This window comes from Mycobacterium sp., assembly GCF_050701675.1.
Taxonomy (GTDB): domain Bacteria; phylum Actinomycetota; class Actinomycetes; order Mycobacteriales; family Mycobacteriaceae; genus Mycobacterium.
This window is the reverse complement of the sequence record NZ_JBOGDD010000783.1, coordinates 1-3,007: the sequence shown is the minus strand read 5'-3', so window position 1 is coordinate 3,007 and position 3,007 is coordinate 1. Positions and strand designations below refer to the sequence as shown.

General features: G+C 65.5%; 3 protein-coding genes. All 3 read left to right on the top strand.

The genetic code is table 11. The features are described from left to right. Window positions 1-1,067: ATP-binding cassette domain-containing protein (locus tag ACRDUX_RS24030; RefSeq protein ID WP_526417217.1), on the top strand; the 1,067-nt coding region annotated here is incomplete at its 5' end. After that, entirely contained in the window at window positions 1,060-2,022 is a 963-nt protein-coding gene (locus ACRDUX_RS24025; protein WP_526417215.1) for an ABC transporter permease, read from the top strand. The genes ACRDUX_RS24030 and ACRDUX_RS24025, both read left to right, overlap by 8 nt. Window positions 2,023-2,030: 8 nt before the next feature. Next, the coding region (locus tag ACRDUX_RS24020) for an ABC transporter permease (RefSeq protein ID WP_526417214.1) at window positions 2,031-3,007 on the top strand (977 nt) is incomplete at its 3' end.

The following is a 3,007-nucleotide window of genomic DNA, read 5'->3' as shown; positions in this document are numbered from 1 at the left end:
GCCTGCAACAGGATCACGGCACCGCACTGATCTTCGTCAGCCACGACTTGGCCGTCGTGTCCGACATCGCCGATGACGTAGTGGTCATGCGCTCTGGTGAGGTCGTGGAGGCCGCACCCGCCGACGCGATCTACGAACGTCCGCAGCATCCGTACACGGCAAGGCTGCTCGGTGCCACGCAACACACTCGGGTACTCGCTGCGCACGCACCACCAGCAGCAGCCAACACCGTCGAGCCGCTCTTGACGGTCGGCGAGGTGGGGAAGGACTTCCCGACCCGGGGTGCGCGCAGGCAGCCGTTCCGCGCGGTCGACGGTGTGGCGTTCGACATCGGAAAACGCGAAATCGTCGGTCTGGTAGGTGAATCGGGGTCGGGAAAGTCGACACTGGGTCGGATCGTCGCAGGGCTGATCCGGCCGAGCACCGGAAGTGTGGCCCTCGACGGTGCGGTGTACAACGAGCCAGGCCGTCGACCGCTGCGGCTCGATGCGGCGACGCGCTCCCGGATCCAGGTGGTGTTTCAAGACCCTTACGGAAGTCTGAACCCACGCCGTCGCGTCGGTGCCATCCTGTCCGAGCCGTACCTGCTGGCCGGGCAGCTGACACGGCAGGAGATCGAGGGCGAGGTGAGAGAGCTCATCGGCCGCGTCGAGCTGCCTGCCGAGGTGATCGACCGCTATCCGGCGCATCTGTCGGGAGGACAGCGGCAACGCGTTGCGATCGCACGGGCCCTGGCGCTTCAGCCCGACCTGGTGGTGGCCGACGAACCGGTGTCGGCGCTCGACGTCACCACGCAGGCGCAGATCTTGACACTCATCCGTCACCTTCGCGATGCGCTTGGTGTGTCGTTCCTGTTCATCTCACACGACCTTTCGGTGGTGGCGGACCTCTGCGACCGGGTGCTGGTGCTCAACGCCGGCCGAGTCGTTGAGCGCGGTCCCACCAGCGAGTTGTTCGCACACCCCGCCGACCCCTACACCCGGCTCCTGCTGGAGTCGGTCCCCGGCAAGCGCCGCGCTCTTGCGGCGGCCTCGAGTGCAAGAGGAGGTGACGCGGTCGTTGACTGAGTCATTGTTGTCGACCGTCAAGACGCCCGTCGCCGGCGAGCCCGACGAAGTCGCAACGGTGCACGTCCGCTCGGCCGTCGCACGCATCTGGAGACGACCCGAGGCGCGCTTCGGGCTGCTGGTCGCGGGGGTGATCACCGTCCTGGCGTTGGCGGCGCCACTGTTCGCGGTGATCACCGGACACGGTCCCAACGACCAGTTCGCCTCGACCGGTCTGTCTCCAGAGGGCCTGCCCGTCGGGCCTGGCGGCGAGTTCTGGTTCGGCACCGACGGAAACGGCCGCGACGTATTCGTTCGCACGCTCTACGGCCTGCGGGTGTCGTTGCTGGTCGGAGTGCCTGCGACAACCATCGCAATGCTGTTCGGCACGGTGGTCGGGCTGGTATCGGGATACTTCGGCGGCATCGTGGACCGCCTGCTGTCTCAGCTGATCGACGTCGTGCTGTCGTTTCCGTTCATCCTCACCGCGCTCACCCTGATCACGCTCAACCGCACCAGCGAGGGCGGGGCAATTCTGAACCCCGCGCTGTTGGTGATCCTCGTGATCGTGACGTTCGCCTGGACCTACTTCGCACGACTCACCCGGGGCATGGTCCAAGAGTTGCGGTCACGGCCGTTCGTGGAGGCGGCTCGCACGCTCGGCGCCGGTGACTTCCGGATACTCGCCAGGGAGATACTCCCGTCGGTGATCCCGGCCGTGGTCGTCTACTGGGCCGTCCAGCTGCCCCAGAACATCGTGGCCGAGGCGACGTTGTCCTTCCTTGGCGTTGGTGTAGTACCGCCAAATCCGAGCTTGGGCAACATCATCTCCGACGCGCAGTCCTCCACGCTGTACCAAACGCAGCCGTGGTACCTCATCGGACCCGCGGTCATGCTGTTCATGACGGTGCTCGCGTTCAACGCCATCAGCGGCGGAATCCGCGACGTCCTCGATCCCCACTCCCACGCGCGGTAGGTGCGAGCATGTTCAACTTCGTACTTGGCAGGGTCGGACGCGCGATCGTCACGCTGTTCCTGGTACTGGTCGCCACCTTCGCGATGACCCGCGTTGCCTATCGGAACCCCGCGGCCACTCTGCTACCCCGCAATGCGACGGGACAGCAGGTGGAGGCGATCAAGAATGCATTGCACCTCAATGAGTCTTGGCTGCAACAGTTCTGGCACTACGCGTTTCGAGGGCCGGCGATCGCCGACGTGCCCACGGGGCTGGCGCGCTGGCCACCGTCACTCGGGTATTCATTTCACCAGCAGACCGCCGTGATGCCGCTGATCCTGTCCAAGATCTCGGCAACGGCATCGCTGGCGCTCGGCGCCGTCGTGATCTGGATGGTCCTATCGGTGGCCTTTGGCGTGCTCGCCGCGCGCCGACCCGGCTCCTGGACCGATCGCACGCTGTCCGGGTTCTCCTACTTCGGCCTGGCGATTCCCACGTTCGTGACCGGTGTGTTGCTGTCCTATTTTCTGTTCTTCAAGCTCTCACAAGTGGGCGTGCACCTGTTCCCCAACGGCGGGTACGTGCCTCTGACGAAGGACCCCCTCGAGTGGGCCCGACACCTGGTGCTGCCATGGGCGACTTTGGTGATTGCCGAGGTCGGCGTCTTTCAACGGGTAGTGCGCGCGAGCATGCTCGAAACCCTTGGTGCGGACTACATCCGCACCGCGCGCGCAAAGGGGATCAGCGAGAGGCGGGTGTACTTCGATCACGCCCTGCGCACCGCACTGACCCCGGTGATCACGCTCGGAGGGCTGGAGCTGGCATACATACTCGGGGGAGGGGTCGTGGTCGAGTCCATCTTCGGGATCGATGGTGTTGGGCGCCTGGCCCTGACCTCCGCGCTCAACGGCGACTTTCCCGTCGTACTCGGCGCCACGCTGTTCGCCTCGTTGGTGTTCATCGTCTCGACACTCGGGGTGGACGTCATCAATCGCCTGCGTGACCC